Source organism: Microbacterium terricola, assembly GCF_027943945.1.
Taxonomy (GTDB): Bacteria; Actinomycetota; Actinomycetes; order Actinomycetales; family Microbacteriaceae; genus Microbacterium; species Microbacterium terricola.
Genome location: NZ_AP027141.1, coordinates 1,273,269 through 1,291,277 on the forward strand (window position 1 = coordinate 1,273,269; position 18,009 = coordinate 1,291,277).

Below are 18,009 nucleotides of genomic sequence, written 5' to 3' on the forward strand. Positions count from 1 at the left end.
TCGGTGCGTGCGGTCAGGCCTTCTTGCCGAAGGTGAAGGCGCGGATCACGTTGATGATGCCGAGCACGATCAGCGCGATGCCCAGCAGCCACCACAGGAACACGGCGCCCCACAGCGGGGAGAACATCACCACGATGCCGGCGATGATGCTGACGATCGCGAAGAAGACGGTCCAGCCCTTCGACGCGGCGTCGCCCAGAGTCGACAGCGAGACGATGCCCTCGACGACCCACATGATGCCGACGAGGATGCCGAAGAACACGGCGAACCAGGCGGTCGAGGCGGTGAGGTTCGCGAACATCAGGACGCCCGCGATGATGAACAGCAGACCGAGCAGGATGTGGCCGACGCGCGCCCACCCGCCCTTGGTCTTGGAGAAGATGCCGAGGCCCGCGTACACGAGGCCCGCGGCGATGGCGTAGATGGCGATGATGGCGGTGACGACCGCGGCAGTCTTGCCGGGCCAGACGAGGATGAGGACACCCACGATGACGGCGATCACACCACCGACGCCGAGTGCGGTGCGAATGCCGTTGACGGCCGATTTCTCGAGAGACTCGCTGGACATGCTGGCCCCCTTTCTGGGAGTTACCTGGGAAGGTCCACTCGACAGCCTAGACCCGAGGTCGAAGGTCGGCAGGGGAGTGGTCGCGCGTGTCGCCGTCCCGTGACCCCGCCGTGACGGACCGCGGACCGGCTGGACAAGGCAAGTCGCCGCGTGACACCATCGCGCAGTGACTGACCTGCATGCCGCCGACACCCACGATCTGATCCGCGTCCAGGGCGCGCGCGAGAACAACCTCAAGAACGTCAGCGTCGACATCCCGAAACGCCGTCTCACGGTGTTCACCGGAGTCAGCGGGTCGGGCAAGAGCTCGCTCGTGTTCGGCACCATCGCCGCCGAGTCGCAGCGGATGATCAACGAGACCTACAGCGCGTTCGTGCAGGGGTTCATGCCCACGCTCGCGCGGCCGGACGTCGACCTCCTCGAAGGGCTCACCACCGCGATCATCGTCGACCAGGAGCGGATGGGCGCCAACTCGCGGTCGACTGTCGGCACGGTGACCGATGCCAACGCGATGCTGCGGATCCTGTTCAGCAGGCTCGGGCAGCCGCACATCGGCTCGCCGCAGGCCTTCTCCTTCAACGTGCCCACGGTGCAGGGTGCCGGGGCCGTGAAGGTCGAGCGCGGTACGAGCGTGCAGTCGGTCAAGCGCACGTTCACGCAGCTCGGCGGCATGTGCCCTCGATGCGAGGGCATGGGGTCGGTCAACGACATCGACCTCGCTCAGATCTACGACGAGACGAAGTCGCTCGGCGCCGGCGCGATCACGGTGCCCGGCTACACGGTGGACGGCTGGGCCGTGCGGATCTACTCGGAGTCCGGCTTCTTCGACATCGACAAGCCGATCGCCGAGTACTCCGAGCGAGAGCGCCACGATCTGCTCTACAAGGAGCCGACCAAGATCAAGGTCAGCGGCATCAACATGACCTACGAGGGGCTCATCCCCAAGATCCAGAAGTCGATGCTGTCGAAGGACCGCGACGCGATGCAGGCGCACATCCGCGCCTTCGTCGAGCGCGCCGTGACCTTCACGACGTGCCCGGACTGCGGGGGCACCCGTCTGGCCGAGGGTGCACGCGCCTCGAAGATCCGGGGGATCAGCATCGCGGATGCGTGCTCCATGCAGATCAGCGACCTCGCCGCGTGGGTGCGGGAGCTCGACGAGCCGTCGGTGGCTCCGCTCCTGGTGACGCTGCGGCACATCCTGGACTCGTTCGTGGACATCGGCTTGGGCTACCTCTCGCTGGAGCGCCCGTCCGGCACGCTCTCGGGCGGCGAGGCGCAGCGGACGAAGATGATCCGTCACCTCGGCTCGTCGCTGACCGACGTCACCTACGTGTTCGACGAGCCCACGATCGGACTGCACCCGCACGACATCCAGCGGATGAACGAGCTGCTCATCCAGCTGCGCGACAAGGGCAACACGGTGCTCGTCGTCGAGCACAAACCTGAGGCGATCACCATCGCCGACCACGTCGTCGACCTCGGTCCGCGCGCGGGCACCGCCGGGGGAGAGATCGTCTTCGAGGGCACCGTCGACGCGCTGCGCCGCGCGGACACGCTCACCGGGCGCCACCTCGACGACCGTGCTGCGGTGAAGGATGCCGTGCGCACGCCGACCGGGGCGCTGGAGGTGCGCGGTGCGACGGCCAACAACCTGGTGGGCGTCGACGTCGACATCCCGCTCGGCGTGCTCACGGTGGTCACCGGAGTCGCCGGCTCGGGCAAGAGCTCGCTCATCCACGGATCGGTCGCCGGACGCGACGGGGTCGTGTCGATCGACCAGGGTGCGATCCGCGGCTCGCGGCGCAGCAATCCCGCGACCTACACCGGACTGCTGGAGCCGATCCGCAAGGCGTTCGCGAAGGCCAACGGCGTCAAGCCGGCACTGTTCAGCGCGAACTCGGAAGGCGCCTGCCCGAACTGCAACGGCGCCGGCGTGATCTTCACCGACCTCGGTCCGATGGCCACGGTCTCGAGCCCGTGCGAGGTGTGCGAGGGCAAGCGGTTCGATGCGTCGGTGCTGGACTACAAGCTCGGCGGCAAGGACATCAGCGAGGTGCTGGCGATGTCGGTCACCGACGCCGAGGCGTTCTTCGCGGCCGGTGAGGCCAGGATCCCCGCGGCTCACGCGATCCTGCATCGCCTCGCCGACGTCGGACTCGGATACCTGAGCCTCGGGCAGCCGCTGAGCACCCTGTCAGGCGGCGAGCGTCAGCGCATCAAGCTCGCGACGGCGATGGCGGAGTCCGGCGACGTGTACATCCTGGACGAGCCGACGACCGGTCTGCACCTGGCGGACGTCGAGCAGCTGCTCGGGCTGCTGGACCGCCTGGTCGACGCCGGTCGCTCGGTGATCGTCATCGAGCACCATCAGGCCGTGATGGCGCACGCCGACTGGATCATCGACCTCGGTCCGGGCGCCGGCCACGACGGCGGTCGCGTCGTGTTCGAGGGGACGCCCGCTGCGCTCATCGCCGACCGGTCGACGCTCACCGGCGAGCACCTCGCGGCGTACGTCGGCTCCTGAGCGGGTGCTGCGGGCCCGATCCCGTAATCGCCGATAATGCACATTATGTCAGTTCCTTCGAACTGACCCGGATGGTCTCGACATCACCACCCCCCTGCAGAAAGCTGTGGGTATGACGGACGACCACGACCCTGAACTCGACCTGACCATCTCTCGCATCATCAGGGCGGAGCGAGCCGCGGTGTGGAATGCATGGGCTGATCCGGCGCTGTTCGTGCGCTGGTGGGTTCCGGCGCCGCACGTCTGCCGCATCGTCTCCATGGATCTGCGACCGGGCGGCTCGTTCCGCACGGAGTTCAGCGAGGACGGTGTCGCGTTCGGCCCGCACATCACCGGCTGCTTCCTCGCCGTCGACCCGCTGGAGCGCATCGTGTTCACCGATGCCCTGACCGCGGACTGGCGGCCGGCCGAGTCGGCGTTCCTGACCGCGCGATTCACTCTGGCCGACCACCCCGACGGCACCGAGTACACCGCGACCGCGCTGCACCGCAGCAGGGCCGACCGCGACCGGCACGAGCAGCTCGGCTTCCACGAGGGCTGGGGAACCGTGACACGCCAGCTGGCGGAACTCGTCGAGGCCGGCGCTCAGGGCCGCTGATCCCCCACCGCGAAAACTCCTGTTCTGGCGTACACAGGACGGTTCGCCCCCGAAACGACCTGTGCTCGCCGGAACAGGTGCTCCGGGCTCACGGTGCGTCGAGGAAGATCTCCTCGATCGACAGGCCGAAGACGCGGGAGATGCGGAATGCCACCGGAAGGCTGGGATCGAACTTCTCCTTCTCGATCGCGTTGACCGTCTGGCGCGACACGCTCAGCCGCTCCGCGAGCTCCCCCTGCGTCCAGCCCCGTTCGGCTCTGAGCTCCGTCACGCGATTCCTCACCGGTACCTCAGCGTGCCGCCCGCGACGGCCAGCACGTAGACGACGCCCATGAGGACGGTGAGGAAGGCGATGTCGCTCTCGAAGGCGACCAGCCCCGCGCTCTTCGCGGCGGCGTAGGCGAACCCGCCGACGAGGCCGACGCCGAGCGCCACCGCCATGGCGTCCATCAGGATCTTCCGCTGCAGGTCGTCCACTCCCCTGAGGTATCCGGCGTGCACCACGATCCACCCGACGCCGACGGCGACATTCACGGCGATCGCGGCCCACGTCACGGCGGGTTCGGTCCACAGCAGCTCCGGCCCGAAGCGCGCCACCGCGAGCGTCGCGATCCACGCGAGCGTCCAGACAGCGAGCCGGATGACGGCGCTGCTCGCGCGCCGCGCGGCGGTTCCGGTGGTCTCGGGCACTGCGGTCTCCTTCGGGCGTGTCAAGTTCGCTTGACAGTATCCCTCAGTCGCCCCAAAAGTCAAGTGAACTTGACATCAACGCCGCGGCGTCCAGCCGAGCGGTCGGGGGTCCTCCCCCGCTGCCCGCTCACGGTCGGCGGCCGATGACCAGCCCTGCGCAGCACCCGGCCCGTCGAATCCGCCGCGCGCGAGCCGGAAGCCCACGTCGTCCTGGCGCAGTCTCGGCGAGCCGCCCCGGCGCGTGCCCGCGCGGACGCTCCAGGCGTCGTCGGCGAAGCCGCCGCCGCGGAACACCCGGTAGTCGTCGTAGCGGGCAGGGTCGAGCAGATCCCAGCACCACTCCCAGACGTTGCCGAGCGTGTCGAAGAGGCCGTTGAGGTTGGGCATCCTGCCCCCGACATCCTGCGCGGTCCGCACGCCGTCGGCCGCCGTCCAGGCGACCTCGGGCAGCGGCCCGTAGTGCGCACCGGTGGATCCGGCCCGGCACGCGAACTCCCACTCCGCTTCGGTCGGCAGCCGGTAGCCGTCCGCGTCGACGTGCCAGGTGACCTCTTCCCCGTCGAACGTGTAGGCGGGGTCGTAGCCCTCCCACTCCGATGCGGCGTTGCAGAAGCGGATCGCCCGCAGCCATGAGACCTCGACCGCGGGGCGCCGCGGGAACCTCGCCGTCTCCCCCAGCAGCTCGCCGAGCAGCTCCTCGGTGACCGGGAAGACGCCGATCTCGAACGGCTCCAGTTCCACCGTGCGGCGGGCCTGGCGCCGCGCGTCATGCAGAAGGATCGAGCCGGCGCCGATGGGCGCCAGCTCGATCTCGGTCATCTGGGAAGTATCACACGCCCTGGTCGCCGGACGTGCTGGTCGAGTTGCGGGTCACCCGCTCCCCTCCGGCGGGGTCCACGGCGACGTGCGTGACGGACTCGGTCTGGCGGCGGCGCATCATCAGCACGAGGCCGATGACGAACACCAGGAAACCGGCTCCCATCAGGATGTATCCGATCATGTCGAGGCTCACGCCAGGAACATCGACGTTCACGGCGAACGCGAGGATGGCTCCGATCGCGAAGAGGGCGATTCCGGCTCCGATACTCATGGTGATTCCTTTCGTCGGGTCGAACGTCCCCTACTGTGCCCGACCGGACCATCCAGGAGCGGGGGGTTGACAACCGCGCCATGGGGATGCTGCGCAGTACCGTGGCTGCATGCCTCGCGTGATCTTCTACACCGCCGCAACGCTCAACGGTTTCCTCGCCACGGAGGACGACTCGCTCGACTGGCTGTTCGCGGTCCCCGGCGGGGACGGCGAAGGCTCCGGCACCGAGGGGTTCCCGGCGTTCCTGGAGGGGATCGGGGTGCTGGTGCAGGGCTCCCGCACCTACGAGTGGGTGCTCCGCCACGAAGACCTCATCGCCCACCCGGAGAAGTGGCCAGGCTATTACGGCGCGCGGCCGAGCTGGGTGTTCACGACGCGCGAGCTGCCGGCCGTCGAGGGCGCCGACATCCGCTTCGCGTCGGGCCGGGTCATCGACGCGTGGCCGGCCATCGCTGCGGCGGCGGGTGACCGTGACGTCTGGGTCGTCGGCGGCGGCGACCTGGTCGGCCAGTTCGACGACGCGGGCCTGCTCGACGAGCTGCGGATCTCGCTCGCGCCGGCCACGCTCCCTGCCGGCAAGCCGCTCCTCCCCCGCAGCCTCGGCCCCGAGCGGCTGCATCTGCAGTCGGTGCGCCAGAACGGTCAGTTCGCCGAACTCGTCTACACGGTCTCGCGGGTCACGCCGCCTGAGGCTCGAGAGTGATCCACGTCCCGAACTTCGCCTCGCGGCCGTCGCCCGACGATGTCCGCGTGATCCGGCGCTGCACCCACGGGCCGAGGTGCTCCCGCATGTAGTCCGCACGTCGCATGTGGGCGAAGTCGGGCAGCTCGGGCAGCGACCACCATGCGGCGGGTGGCTCCAGACCGAGCGCCGTGATCACTCGCGCCGCGACGCGGTGATGGCCGCGCGCATTCATGTGCAGCCGATCCTGCGACCAGTAGCCAGGCATCGACAGCTCACGGTCCGGCCAGTTCAGCGCCCTGACGACATCCGGCCGCTCGGCGACACGGGCGACGACGGCTGCCGACAGCAGGTCACCCCGCCGCTGGATGAGTCGGCGCAGGGGCAGCTGCGCCGAGGGGTTCGCCCCGGACAGCAGGATGAGCTGCACCCCCTCCTCGTCGCAGCGCTCCAGCACACGGCTGAAGGCGTCGACGATGTGGGCGATCGTCGTGCGCGGGCGGAGCATGTCGTTGCCGCCGCCGTTGAAGGACAGGTGCGTGGGCTTCAGAGCGAGTGCGCGCTCGAGCTGCTGGTCGACGATGGGCCAGGCGAGCTTGCCGCGGATCGCGAGGTTCGCGTACTCGACCGAGTCGCCCGAGGCGTCCGCCCATCCCTGAGCGGCGAGGTCGGCCCAGCCGCGCACGTACCCATCGGGCAGTTCGTCGCCGACGCCCTCCGTGAACGAGTCTCCGATCGCGACGTACCGCACAGCTGCCATCCGTCCAGCCTACGTCGCTCCTCCCGCCGCGGACGGCGAGGTCAGCGGTCGTCGAGCGCGCGGCCGCGACGGTCGCCCAGCCCCCACGCGGCGAGCGCGGCCACAGCGAAGAAGCACCCGAACACGCCGAACAGCAGGGGCGCGCCGCCGAAGACGAGCAGCGGCGGCACCACGAGCGGGGCGACGATCGAGGCGATCCGGCCGACGCCGGCCGCCCACCCCGACCCCGTCGCTCGCAGCGAGGTCGGATAGATCTCCGGCGTGATCGCGTACAGAGCGCCCCACGCGCCGAGGTTGAAGAACGACAGCGCCATCCCGGCGGCGATCACCATCCCCTCCCCCGTCGCGGTGCCGAACAGGAGCGCCGAGAGCACAGACCCGGTCAGGAACGCCGACAGCGTGATCCGACGCCCCCACACCTCGATGAGCCAGGCCGCCACGGCGTAGCCCGGCAGCTGCGCCAGAGTGATGATGAGCGTGAAGCCGAACGACCGCACGAGGTCGTAGCCCTGGGCGACGAGGATCGACGGGATCCAGATGAACGCCCCGTAGTAGGAGAAGTTCACGCAGAACCACACCAGCCAGAGGCACGCGGTCCGCACCCGGAACTCCCCCGCCCAGAGTCCCGCCAGTCGCTCGCGCGCCGTCGTGGCGGCGGGCACCGTCTCGATCGGACCCGTGCTGAGGCGGCGGGATCCCGCATCCGTCATCGAGGCGGAGCGCTCGAAGGCGCGCACGACGGCGTCCGCCTGCTCATGGCGTCCGCGGCGCTCGAGCCAGCGGGCCGACTCCGGGAGGCCCCACCGCACCACGAGGGCGTAGGCCGCGGGGACCGCGCCGAGCGCGAAGGCCCAGCGCCAGCCGTTCTCGGATGCCGGGATCACGAAGTAGCCGATCAGCGCGGCGGCGGTCCAGCCGATCGCCCAGAACGCCTCCAGGATCACGATGAGCCGCCCGCGGATGCGCGCGGGCGCGAACTCGCTCACGTAGGTCGAGGCGACCGGCAGCTCCGCGCCGAGACCCAGACCCACGAAGAACCGCAGCACGAGCAGGAGGGCGATGCCCCCGACCAGCGCGCTCGCCCCTGTCGCGATGCCGTAGATGAGCAGGGTCACCGCGAACACCTGGCGACGGCCGAACCGGTCGGCGAGGAGGCCGCCGACGGTCGCGCCCACGGCCATGCCGACGAATCCGATCGACGCGATCCATGCGGTCTCGCTCGGCTCGAGGGCCCACTCCGCGGCCAGCGCCGCGATGATGAACGAGATGAGGCCGACGTCCATCGCGTCCAGCGCCCAGCCGATGCCCGAGCCGGTGAGCACGCGCAGATGACTGCGCGAGAACGGGAGCCGATCGAGGCGCTGGGAGATCGAGGACTCCACGGGAGCGTCGCTCTGCGCGCCGGTGACGGTGTCGGTCATCCCGCCATCGTATTGACGTGCCTCAGCTCTCGGCGAGCATCTCCCGCACGAGCGGCGCCACCGTGGTGCCGTACAGCTCGATCGAGTGCAGCATCCGCTCGTGCGAGAGAGTGCCGTTGGAGTACTTGAGGTCGAAGCGGTCGATGCCGAGCGCACGCACCGTCGCGGCGATCTTGCGCGCCACGGTCTCCGGCGAACCGGCGTACACCGAGCCCTCCGGTCCGACGTCGTGCTGGAACTGCAGACGGCTGTACGGGGGCCAGCCGCGCTCGCGGCCGATCGCGTTGCGGTTCGCCTCCATCGCGGGGTACATCTCGTCCCACGCCTGCTGGTCGGTGTCGGCGATGTGCCCGGGCGAGTGCACGCCGATCGGCAGACGCGGGCGCTCGAACGAGTCGAGCGAACGGTGGAAGAGGTCGACGAACGGGCGGAACCGATCGGCGGGTCCGCCGATGATCGCGAGCATCAGGCCGTAGCCGTAGCGCGCCGTGCGGACGACCGATTCCGGGCTGCCCCCGACGCCCACCCACGCGGTGATCCCGCCCTCGGTCTTCGGGAACACGTCAGCGCCGTCGAGCGGCGCGCGCAGGGTGCCCTGCCAGGTGACCGGCTTCTCCTCGCGCAGTCGCGAGAACAGCTCGAGCTTCTCGTCGAAGAGGGTCTCGTAGTCGCGAAGATCGTAGCCGAACAGAGGGAACGACTCGGTGAACGAGCCGCGTCCGAGGATCACCTCGGCGCGCCCCTGCGAGACGGCGTCGAGTGTCGCGAAGCGCTCGTACACGCGAACGGGGTCGTCGCTGGAGAGGACGGTGACAGCCGTGCCCAGATGGATGCTGCGGGTGCGGGCGGCGGCGGCGGCCAGCACGATCTCGGGGCTCGACACCGCGAACTCGTGACGGTGGTGCTCCCCCACGCCGAAGAAGGCGAGCCCGACCTCATCGGCGCGGACGGCCTGGTCGACGAGGTTGCGGATCGTCTGCGCGTCACTGAGCATCTCGCCCGTCGCGTCGTCACGGGTGACGTCGCCGAAGGTGTCGAGTCCCAGTTCGAGAGCTGCTGCGTCGACGCTCATGATCGCCTCATTCCATTCATGTGGATAGGAACCCGGCGCCCGGGCGATTCATTCCGTCGCCCGGGCGTAGGGTGTGCCCGTGGCCATCTTCGCCGACCGGCGGGCCGCCGGACGAGTCCTCGCCGATGCGCTCGACGCATGGCGGGAGACGGATGCCGTGGTCTTCGGCATCCCCCGCGGCGGCGTCGTGGTGGCCGCGGAGGTCGCGAGCCGGCTGGATCTGCCGCTCGCGGCCGTGGTGGTCCGGAAGATCAGCGCTCCCTGGAACGAGGAGTACGCCGTGGGCGCGATCGCCGAGGGCGTGAACGTGGTCGACGCGGATGCGGTGCGCAGCGCGGACGTCACACCCGAGCAGCTCGCCTTCACTCAGGATCTGGAGCGGGTGGAGCTCGACCGGCGCGTGCGCGTGTACGGCGGCGGCGATCTCGCGCTGGCCGGACGCACGGTCCTCGTGGTCGACGACGGCATCGCGACCGGGGCATCCGCGACGGCCGCCTGCCTGGCGCTGCGCACCCGCGATCCGGAGCAGATCGTGCTGGCCGCGCCCGTCGCCCCCGCCGGGTGGAGACCCGACGAGGGCGTCGCGGACGTCTACGTGTGCCCGCATCGGATGCGGGACTTCTGGGCGGTGGGGCCGTTCTACGACGATTTCACCCAGACCCAGGACGACGAGGTGGTGCGCCTGCTGCGTGCCCCTCGTTGACCCGGAGCGGTCAGCGGGCCAGCGCGGCGCGGAGGGTGTCGAGGCCGACACCGCCGACATCCAGCGCGCGCTTGTGGAACGCCTTGATGTCGAAGTCCGCGCCCTTCGCGTCCTTCACGTCGTCGCGGAGCTGCTCCCAGATGCGCTGGCCGACCTTGTACGACGGCGCCTGACCCGGCCAGCCGAGGTAGCGGTTGACCTCGAACTGCACGAACTCGTCGGGCATGTTCACGTTGCGGCGCATGAAGTCGAGCGCGTAGTCGTGGTCCCACGTGCCGGTGCCGTCGAGGCGCGGCTTCTCGAGGTGCACGCCGATGTCGAGCACCACGCGTGCGGCGCGCATGCGCTGACCGTCCAGCATCCCGAGCCGATCAGCAGGGTCGTCGAGGTAGCCGAGCTGCTCCATCAGGCGCTCGGCATACAGCGCCCAGCCCTCGGCGTGACCTGAGGTGCCCCCGAGCAGCCGGCGCCAAGAGTTCAGCTGCGCCCGGTTGTAGACCGCCTGCGCGATCTGCAGGTGGTGTCCCGGAACGCCCTCGTGGTACACGGTGGTCAGCTCGCGCCAGGTGTCGAAGGTGTCGACGCCCTCTGGCACCGACCACCACATGCGGCCAGGACGCGAGAAGTCGTCGGTCGGGCCGGTGTAGTAGATGCCGCCCTCCTTGGTGGGGGCGATCATGCACTCGAGCTTGCGGATCGGGTCGGCGATGTCGAAGTGCGTGCGACCGAGCTCCTCGACGGCACGGTCGCTGGTCTCCTGCATCCAGCGCTGCAGTGCCTCGGTGCCGACCAGCTTGCGGCTCGCGTCCTCCTCGAGGAATGCGACGGCCTCTTCGACGGAGGCGCCCGCCTTGATCTCGTCGGCGATCGACTCCTGCTCGGCGACCATGCGGGCGAGCTCTTCGATGCCCCACTCGTAGGTCTCGTCGAGGTCGATCGTCGCACCGAGGAACCGGCGCGACTGGAGCGCGTACAGTTCGCGGCCGACCGCATCCTTCTCCGTCGCCGCGGGAGCGAGCTCGTCGGCGAGGAACCGGGCGAGCTCGTCGTACGCGACGCGTGCGGCCCCCGAGCTGTCGGCGAGTTCGCGCGCCAGCGACGCCGGCAGGCTGCCCTCGGCGGGCGCGGCCTCGCCGGCGAACGTGGCGAAGAAGCCGTTGTCGACGGTGTAGCGGGCGATCTGGGTCACGACTTCGCTGACCTGGCGGCGTGCGGGCACGACGCCGGCCGAGATCCCCTCGCGGAGGGTGTCGATGTAGCCCTCGATCGCGTCGGGCAGGCTCTTCAGCCGCTTCGCGACCACCGACCAGTCGTCGGCGGTGTCCGTCGGCATCAGGTCGAAGACGGCGCGGATGTCCTGTGCGGGCGACGCGATCACGTTGAGGTCGCGCAGGTGCCACTTCGCGTCGTGCAGCTCGAGCTGCAGCTCGAGCTCACGCGTCAGATCGTCCTTGGTGACCTGGTCGATGGCATCGACGGCGACGGCGCCCCCGAGATCGGCGAGAGTGGAACGGGCGGCATCGGCGAGACGGTCGTGGCCGGCCGGCGAGTAGTCGCCGAAGCGGTCGTTGAATTCGAATCGGCCGATGTAGGTGGCCAGCGTCGGCTCGAGCTCGGCCAGAGTGTCGACCCACGCATCTGCGATCGTGTCGATCTGCGTGGGAGTGCGCTGTGGTTCTGTCATGGCACCGAGCCTACGCGCGTCAGTGCGCGGCTTCGTCCCAGTTCGCGCCCCGGCCGATCTGCACGTCCAACGGCACGGAGAGCGCTGCGGCGTCGCCCATCCGGTCGCGGACGATCCGCTCGGCGGCGTCCCACTCCCCCTCGGCGACCTCGACGACGAGCTCGTCGTGGATCTGGAGCAGGATGCGCGAACGCAGCCCCTCCGCGGCGAACTCATGGTGGATGCGGAACAGTGCGATCTTCATGATGTCGGCCGCGCTGCCCTGGATCGGCGCGTTGAGCGCCGCGCGCTCGGCGTTCTCGCGCAGCACCCGGTTGGGGCTGGCGAGGTCGGGGAAGGGACGGCGCCGGCCGAAGATCGTCTCGGTGTAGCCGTCGATCCTGGCCTGCTCGACCGAGGAGCGCAGGTAGTCGCGCACCGCCCCGAACCGGGCGAAGTACTCCATCATGAGCTGCTTGGCCTCGGACTGCTCGATGCGCAGCTGCTTGGACAGACCGAACGCCGAGAGACCGTAGACCAGGCCGTACGACATCGCCTTGACCTTGGTACGCATCGCGGGGGTCACCTCGGCCGGTTCGACGCCGAAGACGCGCGCGCCGACGAACCGGTGCAGGTCTTCGCCGGAGTTGAAGGCCTCGACGAGCCCGGGATCTTCGGACAGATGCGCCATGATTCGCATCTCGATCTGCGAGTAGTCGGCGGTCAGCAGGCTTTCGTGATCGGCGCCCACCTCGAACGCGGCGCGGATGCGCCGGCTCTCCTGGGTGCGGACGGGGATGTTCTGCAGGTTCGGGTCGGTGCTCGACAGGCGGCCGGTCTGGCTGCCGGTCTGCACGTACGTGGTGTGCACGCGCCCGTCCGCGCCGATCGCGAGGTCGAGCGCGTCGATGATCTGCCGCAGCTTCGTCGCCTCACGGTGCTGGAGCAGCAGATCGAGGAAGGGATGCGGGTGGGACTCCTGCAGGTCGGCGAGCACGGCGGCGTCGGTCGAGTAGCCGGTCTTCGTCTTGCGGGTCTTGGGCAGCTGGAGCTCTTCGAAGAGCACCTCCTGCAGCTGCTTGGGCGACCCCAGGTTCACCTCGCGGCCGATCGCGGCGAACGCGTCGCGGGCGATCGCGTCGGCGCGAGCGGACAGCTCGCCGGAGAACCCGGAGAGCTTCTCGTGCGAGACGGCGACCCCCGCGAGCTCCATGTCGGCGAGGGCGAGGAGCGTCGGCAGCTCGATGTCGGTGAGCACCGTCGCCACCGAGGCGGGCAGCTCGCCGCGCAGGGCCGTGGCGACCCGGAGGGCGAACCAGGACAGCTGCCCGGGGGTCGCACCCTCGGTCTCGGGCACGAGCTGCGTCGGGTCGGCCTCGGGCAGCTTCTCGCCGAGGTAGCGGTCGACGAGGTCGGCGAGGCTCTTGTCGGGGAAGCTCGGCCGCAGCAGCCAGCCGGCGACGAGCAGGTCGAAGGCGAGTCCATCCACCCGGACGCCCGCGCGCCCGAGCGCCTTCACCTGCGGCTTGGCGTCGGTGAAGACCTTGGGTGCGGCGGACGCGAACCACGGCGCCAGGGCGGCCGCAGCATCCGGCGTCCAGGTGGCCTCGACCGCCTCGTCACCCGTGGCCAGGCCGATGCGGGCGGGGAGGCCCCCTTCGATGGTGACGGTGACGCCGACCTCGCCGGTCGCAGCGGCGGCCCAGTCGGCGAGCTCGGCGGGAGTGAGCGAGCGGGATGCGGGCAGTGCGACGGTCGGCGCGGCCGGCTCTTCGTCGGCGACGATGCCGGAGGCCTCGAACACCCGAGGGAGCAGGGTCCGGAACTCGAGCCGCGCGAAGATCTCACGCACGGCCTGGGCGTCGATCGGCTGGACGGCGAGATCGACCGGCCCGACCGGCAGCTCGACATCGCGCAGCAGCCGGTTCAGCCGGCGGTTGCGGCGCACGTCCTCGAGGTGGTCGCGCAGGTTGCCGCCGACGACGCCGGGGATCTTGTCGGCGTTCTCGAGCAGTGCGTCGAGCGTGCCCCACTGGGTGAGCCACTTCACGGCGGTCTTCTCCCCCACCTTCGGCACGCCGGGCAGATTGTCGCTCGTCTCGCCGACGAGGGCGGCGATGTCGGGGTAGTTCTCGGGCGGCAGGCCGTACTTCTCGATCACGGCGGCCGGGTCGTAGCGCTTCAGCTGCGAGACGCCCTGCACGCTGGGGTACAGCAGCGTGATGTCGTCGTTGACGAGCTGGATGGTGTCGCGATCGCCCGAGCAGACCAGCACGTCGAACCCGGCCTCGGCGCCCTGGGTGGCCAGCGTCGCCAGGATGTCGTCGGCCTCGAAGTCCTCCTTCTGGAGAACGGTGACGTTCATCGCCGCCAGGCAGTCCTGCAGCAGCGGGATCTGGCCACGGAACTCGGCGGGTGACTCGGACCGGTTCGCCTTGTACTCGGTGTACTCGCGGGTGCGGAACGACTGGCGCGAGGTGTCGAACGCGACCGCCAGGTGCGTCGGCTTCTCGGCCTTGATCAGGTTCACGAACATCGACAGGAACCCGTAGACGCCGTTGGTGTGCTGGCCGTCTTTCGTCGAGAAGTTGTCGACCGGGAGGGCGAAGAACGCCCGGTACGCCAGCGAGTGGCCGTCGACGACCAGGAGGGTAGGCTTTGCGGAGTCCGTCACCCTGCCAGCCTAGACGCGGGGGCCGACACCTCGTCCGACCCCCGGGAGTCTGCAATGACCGAGTCCACCGTGCCGTCCGATGCCCTGCGCTGGGCGCTCGATCGGGGCGTGGGGGCGCTCGCCGAGAAGATGGGCTTCACCTGGGTGGAGCTGAACCCCGAGCGCGCTGTGGCGACCATGCCGGTCGAGGGCAACACGCAGCCCGTGGGTCTCATGCACGGCGGCGCATACGTCGTCCTCGGCGAGTCCCTCGGCTCGATGCACGCCAACCTTCTGGCCGGAGAGGGCCGCCTGGCGGTCGGCGTCGACATCAACGCGACCCACACCCGATCGGCCACGGCCGGCACGGTCACCGGCGTGTGCACGCCGATCCACGTCGGTCGGTCGATCACCGTCCACGAGATCGTCGTCACCGACGATCAGGGACGCCGCTGCTCGACGGTGCGGATCACGAACATGATCCGCGACCTGCCTTCGGCCTGAGCCGGTCGGTCAGGCCTTCTTCGGGGCCAGCTGCTCGATGATGGCCTTCGCGACATCCTGCATCGTGAGGCGGCGGTCCATCGAGGCCTTCTGGATCCAGCGGAACGCCTCGGGCTCGGACAGACCCATCTTCTCGTTCAGCAGGCCCTTGGCCCGGTCGACGAGCTTGCGGGTCTCGAAGCGCTCGACCATGTCGGCGACCTCGGCCTCGAGCGTGATGATCTGCTCGTAGCGGGCCAGCGCGATCTCGATCGCGGGCAGCAGGTCGTTCGGGGTGAAGGGCTTCACGACGTACGCGAGGGCGCCGGCTTCGCTGGCGCGCTCGACGAGCTCCTTCTGACTGAACGCGGTCAGCAGCACGACCGGAGCGATGTGGTTCTTGCTGAGCTTCTCGGCGGCCGAGATGCCGTCGAGCTGGGGCATCTTCACGTCCATGATCACGAGGTCGGGACGCAGCTCGGTGGCCAGCTGGACAGCCGTCTCGCCGTCACCGGCCTCGCCGACGACGTCGAACCCGTTGTCGCGGAGGATCTCCACGATGTCGAGGCGGATGAGCGACTCGTCTTCTGCGACGACGACACGACGCGGGGCGGATGCGGTGGGCGCAGCGGGCTGCTCTTGCTCGGTCACCTTTGAATCTTACGGTATCGTCGTTCCGCACTGGCCGGTGTGGCGGAATGGCAGACGCGACCGACTCAAACTCGGTTGCCCGCAAGGGCGTGTGGGTTCGACTCCCACCACCGGTACCAAGCCACCCGAGGGTGATCCAGCGCGCCGGCGGTCGGCTCAGCGGTGGTACCGCCGGAAGGCGTCCGCGACGCCGCCGAGGACGATCGCCCCGACACCGCTCACGACGCCGACGAGGAAGAGGATGTCGGCCCACGATCCCGTGAGGGGCTTCAGCACGCTGGCCCCGTCGTCCCAGCTCTCGTCGTAGGCCCACTCGCTGGCAGATGCCACATTGGTGGTCTGCGCGTAGTAAATGTCCTCGACGATGCTGTTCGACCAGAGCGCGAGGAGCGCCGCCCCGACGATGCAGACCGCGCTGACGAGCACGAGCGCGCGCTGTCCGCGCGGCCTCCAGTGGTCGACGACTGCTGCGTCGGACTCCCCTGGCCCCTCGGGCGTGCTCTCGATGGGGGCGTCAGGCACCGAAGTACTGGTTGCCGAGAGCCTTGCTCTTCAGCGCGTCGAACTCGCCCTGCGTGATCGTGCCCGCGTCGAGCAGCTGCTGCGCACGCGCGATGTCGTCGGCGGGGCTCGTCGACGCCGACGGGCGGTACGAGTCCTCTTCCGGCGCGCGGTAGTGCTCAGCGCGCGCACGCTCCGCGATGCCGCTGCCGCGGGCGATGACGTAGACGAGTGCCGTGATCAGCGGCACGAAGATCAGGAAGAAGATCCAGGCCGCCTTGCCCCATCCCCCGACGGTGTCGTCGCGGAACAGATCCATGATCACGAAGATCACGACGAAGAAATAAGAGACGACGTAGACGAACCACAGCAGCATCCAGAAGAAATCCCCAAGGAACATGTGCTCACTACCTCCAGATATGCGGATGACCGCGCCAGTATATAGCTGGCGCGGTCAGTCACAGGGGATATCAGGCGTGGTCGCGGTAGATCGGTGCCTTGCCGTGGACGGCGTCGCCGACCTTGTGGATGCGGATGTCGTTGGTCGACCCGATGATTCCGGGAGGCGAGCCGGAGATGACGACCACGCGGTCGCCGACTTCGGCCAGTCCGTTGCCCAGCAGGTGGTTGTCGACCTGAAGGTACATGAGGTCGGTGTGGGCGACGTGCTCGACGAGCGTCGACTGGATGCCCCAGGTGAGGGCCATCCGCCGGCGGATCGCGGGATCGGGCGCGAACGCCAGCATCGGGATCTTCGGGCGCAGGCGCGACATGCGCCGCGCGGTGTCACCCGATTCGGTGAACAGGCACAGGTACTTGGCGTCGACGAAGTCGGCGACCTCGATCGCGGCGAGCGTGATCGCCCCGCCCTGCGTGCGCGGCTTGGCCGTCATCGGCGCGATGCGCTCGAGACCGTGGTCCTCGGTGGATGCCACGATGCGTGCCATCGTCTCGACCACGACGACCGGGTACTTGCCGACGCTCGTCTCGCCCGACAGCATGACCGCGTCGGCGCCGTCGAGGACGGCGTTGGCGACGTCGCTGGTCTCCGCGCGGGTGGGCACGGGGTTCTCGATCATCGACTCGAGCATCTGCGTGGCCACGATGACCGGCTTGGCCATGCGGCGGCAGAGCTCGACCGCGCGCTTCTGCACGATCGGCACGGCTTCGAGCGGGAGCTCGACACCCAGGTCGCCGCGGGCGACCATGATGCCGTCGAAGGCGTCGATGATCTCCTCGAGGTTGTCGACCGCCTGCGGCTTCTCGATCTTCGCGATGACGGGGATCTTGCGTCCCTCTTCCGCCATGATCTCGTGCACGCGCTGCACGTCGGCGGCGTTGCGCACGAACGACAGTGCGATGAGGTCGGCGCCCGCCTGCAGGCCCCAGCGGAGATCCGCCTCGTCCTTGTCGGACAGGGCGGGGACGTTCACGGCGACGCCGGGCAGGTTGATGCCCTTGTTGTTGGACACGGCGCCGGCGACGATGACCTTCGTCGTCACGACGGGACCGTCGACGCTCACGACCTCGACGCGGACCTTGCCGTCGTCGATGAGCAGGAAGTCGCCCGGCTTGACGTCGGCAGGCAGACCCTTGAAGGTCGTCGAGACGATCTCCTTCGTGCCCTCGATGTCGTCGGTGGTGATCTTGAAGATGTCACCCTCGGCCAGGTCGTGCGGCCCGGCGGCGAACTTGCCCAGGCGGATCTTGGGGCCCTGGAGGTCGACCAGGATGGCGACGGCGCGATCGGCGTCGTCTGCGGCCTTGCGCACGTTGGCGAAGCGCTTCTCGTGCTCGGAGTAGCTCCCGTGGCTGAGGTTGAAGCGGGTGACGTCCACTCCGGCCTCGATGATCGCCCGGACCATCTCATACGAGTCGGTGGCGGGGCCCAGCGTGGCGACGATCTTGGCGCGTCTCATCCGTATCTTTCTCTTGGGGTGGGGGAAG

At 69.3% G+C, this 18,009-nt stretch carries 19 protein-coding genes and 1 tRNA gene; 6 read left to right on the forward strand and 14 right to left on the reverse strand.

What is annotated here, in order from left to right; all coding sequences use genetic code 11:
* Positions 1-13 precede the first annotated feature (13 nt).
* Positions 14-568, reverse strand: coding sequence for an HdeD family acid-resistance protein (locus tag Microterr_RS05965; RefSeq protein ID WP_263795591.1), 555 nt, complete (start codon positions 566-568; stop codon positions 14-16).
* Between the two features lie 166 nt (positions 569-734).
* On the opposite strand from Microterr_RS05965, the gene Microterr_RS05970 reads away from it, so the two are divergent.
* Together Microterr_RS05970 and Microterr_RS05975 are read left to right on the forward strand one after the other, a co-directional pair.
* Positions 735-3,095: an excinuclease ABC subunit UvrA gene (locus tag Microterr_RS05970; RefSeq protein ID WP_263795590.1), complete on the forward strand. Its 2,361-nt coding sequence runs from the start codon at positions 735-737 to the stop codon at positions 3,093-3,095.
* A gap of 112 nt (positions 3,096-3,207) precedes the next feature.
* Positions 3,208-3,693 (forward strand): SRPBCC family protein, encoded by a 486-nt coding sequence (locus tag Microterr_RS05975; RefSeq protein ID WP_263795589.1) that lies wholly within the window; start codon positions 3,208-3,210, stop codon positions 3,691-3,693.
* A gap of 88 nt (positions 3,694-3,781) precedes the next feature.
* Here the strand turns inward: Microterr_RS05975 and Microterr_RS05980 are convergent, their stop codons facing one another.
* The 4 genes from Microterr_RS05980 to Microterr_RS05995 all read right to left on the reverse strand — a co-directional run bounded on the left by Microterr_RS05980 (position 3,782) and on the right by Microterr_RS05995 (position 5,473).
* On the reverse strand, positions 3,782-3,964 hold the full coding sequence (locus tag Microterr_RS05980; RefSeq protein WP_404810156.1) for a helix-turn-helix transcriptional regulator: 183 nt from the start codon (positions 3,962-3,964) through the stop codon (positions 3,782-3,784).
* A gap of 8 nt (positions 3,965-3,972) precedes the next feature.
* Positions 3,973-4,383 carry a hypothetical protein gene (locus Microterr_RS05985; protein WP_263795586.1) on the reverse strand — a complete coding sequence of 137 codons (411 nt, stop codon included), beginning with the start codon at positions 4,381-4,383 and terminating at the stop codon, positions 3,973-3,975.
* A gap of 75 nt (positions 4,384-4,458) precedes the next feature.
* Complete coding sequence (locus Microterr_RS05990; protein WP_263795585.1) at positions 4,459-5,202, reverse strand: formylglycine-generating enzyme family protein; 744 nt, start codon at positions 5,200-5,202, stop codon at positions 4,459-4,461.
* A gap of 10 nt (positions 5,203-5,212) precedes the next feature.
* Complete coding sequence (locus Microterr_RS05995) at positions 5,213-5,473, reverse strand: DUF6458 family protein (RefSeq protein ID WP_263795584.1); 261 nt, start codon at positions 5,471-5,473, stop codon at positions 5,213-5,215.
* A gap of 109 nt (positions 5,474-5,582) precedes the next feature.
* Between Microterr_RS05995 and Microterr_RS06000 the strand changes: the two genes are divergently transcribed.
* Positions 5,583-6,176 carry a dihydrofolate reductase family protein gene (locus Microterr_RS06000; protein ID WP_263795583.1) on the forward strand — a complete coding sequence of 198 codons (594 nt, stop codon included), beginning with the start codon at positions 5,583-5,585 and terminating at the stop codon, positions 6,174-6,176.
* On the opposite strand, the gene Microterr_RS06005 is transcribed toward Microterr_RS06000, so the two are convergent.
* Genes Microterr_RS06005 through Microterr_RS06015 form a run of 3 tightly spaced genes read right to left on the reverse strand, consistent with a single transcriptional unit; the run spans position 6,151 to position 9,408 of the window.
* Complete coding sequence (locus Microterr_RS06005; protein WP_263795582.1) at positions 6,151-6,915, reverse strand: SGNH/GDSL hydrolase family protein; 765 nt, start codon at positions 6,913-6,915, stop codon at positions 6,151-6,153. The genes Microterr_RS06000 and Microterr_RS06005 overlap by 26 nt on opposite strands.
* Before the next feature lie 41 nt (positions 6,916-6,956).
* The gene (locus Microterr_RS06010) at positions 6,957-8,336 is read right to left on the reverse strand and encodes an MFS transporter (RefSeq protein ID WP_263795581.1); all 1,380 of its coding nucleotides are present in this window, start codon (positions 8,334-8,336) and stop codon (positions 6,957-6,959) included.
* 22 nt (positions 8,337-8,358) lie between these two features.
* The gene (locus Microterr_RS06015; protein ID WP_263795580.1) at positions 8,359-9,408 is read right to left on the reverse strand and encodes an LLM class flavin-dependent oxidoreductase; all 1,050 of its coding nucleotides are present in this window, start codon (positions 9,406-9,408) and stop codon (positions 8,359-8,361) included.
* Positions 9,409-9,487: 79 nt separating this feature from the next.
* Here Microterr_RS06015 and Microterr_RS06020 point away from each other — a divergent pair, with 79 nt between their 5' ends.
* On the forward strand, positions 9,488-10,111 hold the full coding sequence (locus tag Microterr_RS06020) for a phosphoribosyltransferase (RefSeq protein WP_263795579.1): 624 nt from the start codon (positions 9,488-9,490) through the stop codon (positions 10,109-10,111).
* 10 nt (positions 10,112-10,121) lie between these two features.
* On the opposite strand, the gene Microterr_RS06025 is transcribed toward Microterr_RS06020, so the two are convergent.
* Positions 10,122-11,795 carry a DUF885 domain-containing protein gene (locus Microterr_RS06025; protein WP_263795578.1) on the reverse strand — a complete coding sequence of 558 codons (1,674 nt, stop codon included), beginning with the start codon at positions 11,793-11,795 and terminating at the stop codon, positions 10,122-10,124.
* 19 nt (positions 11,796-11,814) lie between these two features.
* Positions 11,815-14,448, reverse strand: a complete 2,634-nt coding sequence (polA, locus tag Microterr_RS06030; RefSeq protein WP_263795577.1) for a DNA polymerase I — start codon at positions 14,446-14,448, stop codon at positions 11,815-11,817.
* Positions 14,449-14,502: 54 nt separating this feature from the next.
* Here polA and Microterr_RS06035 point away from each other — a divergent pair, with 54 nt between their 5' ends.
* Positions 14,503-14,931 carry a hotdog fold thioesterase gene (locus Microterr_RS06035; protein WP_263795576.1) on the forward strand — a complete coding sequence of 143 codons (429 nt, stop codon included), beginning with the start codon at positions 14,503-14,505 and terminating at the stop codon, positions 14,929-14,931.
* A 9-nt stretch (positions 14,932-14,940) separates the two neighbouring features.
* Here the strand turns inward: Microterr_RS06035 and Microterr_RS06040 are convergent, their stop codons facing one another.
* Positions 14,941-15,561, reverse strand: coding sequence for an ANTAR domain-containing response regulator (locus Microterr_RS06040; protein WP_263795575.1), 621 nt, complete (start codon positions 15,559-15,561; stop codon positions 14,941-14,943).
* Between the two features lie 33 nt (positions 15,562-15,594).
* On the opposite strand from Microterr_RS06040, the gene Microterr_RS06045 reads away from it, so the two are divergent.
* Positions 15,595-15,680, forward strand: a tRNA-Leu gene (locus tag Microterr_RS06045).
* Positions 15,681-15,717: 37 nt separating this feature from the next.
* On the opposite strand, the gene Microterr_RS06050 is transcribed toward Microterr_RS06045, so the two are convergent.
* From Microterr_RS06050 to pyk, 3 genes are all read right to left on the reverse strand, one after another.
* Positions 15,718-16,083 carry a hypothetical protein gene (locus Microterr_RS06050; RefSeq protein WP_263795574.1) on the reverse strand — a complete coding sequence of 122 codons (366 nt, stop codon included), beginning with the start codon at positions 16,081-16,083 and terminating at the stop codon, positions 15,718-15,720.
* Entirely contained in the window at positions 16,076-16,462 is a 387-nt protein-coding gene (locus Microterr_RS06055) for an SHOCT domain-containing protein (protein WP_263795573.1), read from the reverse strand. Before Microterr_RS06055 ends, Microterr_RS06050 begins: the two co-directional genes overlap by 8 nt.
* Before the next feature lie 70 nt (positions 16,463-16,532).
* Positions 16,533-17,981, reverse strand: a complete 1,449-nt coding sequence (gene pyk, locus Microterr_RS06060; protein WP_263795572.1) for a pyruvate kinase — start codon at positions 17,979-17,981, stop codon at positions 16,533-16,535.
* Positions 17,982-18,009: the final 28 nt, after the last annotated feature.